Raw genomic sequence first — 1,023 nt, 5'->3', positions numbered from 1 at the left:
CGCCGGTCGTCGCGCGGGAAGGAGGGACGGTCGTCACGGCGGAACGACGAAGGCCGCTCGTCACGCCGGTCGTCACGGCGGAACCCGCCGCCACGGTTGTCGTCACGTCGGAAGCCACCGCCGCGCTGGTCGTCCCGACGCTCGTCACGCCGGTCGTCGCGACGGAACCCGCCGCCACCGCCCCGGTTGTCGTCGCGACGGAACCCGCCGCCACCGCCCCGGTTGTCGTCGCGACGGAAGCCGCCGCCACCGCGCTGGTCGCCGCCCCGGTCGTCGCGACGGAACCCGCCGCCACCGCGCTGGTCGCCGCCCCGGTCGTCACGACGGAACCCGCCGCCACCGCCCCGGTTGTCGTCACGGCGGAAGCCACCGCCACGGTTGTCGTCACGGCGATCGTCGCGACGGAAGCCGCCGCCACCGCGCTGGTCGCCACCGCGGTCGTCGCGACGGAACCCGCCGCCACCACTGCGGTTGTCGTCACGCCGAAAGCCGCCACCGCCACGGTTGTCACCGCGGCTGTCGTCACGGCGGGGCCCACGGTAACCGCCCCGGTCGCCACCGGCCCCGTCCCTGCGACGCGGCTCGCGCTCCGGACGGTCGTCGGGAGAGTTGGTGGACATCGGCGTGACTCCTGTCTTCGGGTACTGCAGTCATTCTCGCGCAGCCGGCACCCGGCCGCGCCTTGGAAAAGTCAAGCAAAAACAAAAGGACCCCTGGTCCCAGCGTGAACGCTGGGACCAGGGGTCCTGAAGATTTGTTCGGCGGCGTCCTACTCTCCCACAGGGTCCCCCCTGCAGTACCATCGGCGCTGAAAGGCTTAGCTTCCGGGTTCGGAATGTAACCGGGCGTTTCCCTAACGCTATGACCACCGAAACCCTATCGGTTTCGAGCGAACAAGCACACTCTGTAGTTGTGTTCCAGCTCCGAAACCAGCAACTGTTCGTTGCTTCAGAACTAACACAGTGGACGCGAGCAACTGAGGACAAGCCCTCGGCCTATTAGTACCGGTCAGCTCCACCCATT

The 1,023-nt window shown here is 68.6% G+C and carries 1 rRNA gene and 1 pseudogene; one reads left to right on the top strand and one right to left on the bottom strand.

What is annotated here, in order from left to right:
- Positions 1-728, top strand: a pseudogene (locus IE245_RS37830) (hypothetical protein); the annotation flags it as partial.
- A gap of 28 nt (positions 729-756) precedes the next feature.
- Here IE245_RS37830 and rrf read toward each other — a convergent pair.
- Positions 757-873 (bottom strand): 5S ribosomal RNA (gene rrf / locus IE245_RS29865).
- Positions 874-1,023 lie beyond the last annotated feature (150 nt).

It is taken from the genome of Streptomyces roseolus, from assembly GCF_014649855.1.
GTDB lineage: Bacteria > Actinomycetota > Actinomycetes > Streptomycetales > Streptomycetaceae > Streptomyces > Streptomyces roseolus.
The sequence above is the reverse complement of the archived record's forward strand: the minus strand, read 5'-3'. Positions and strand labels throughout refer to the sequence as shown.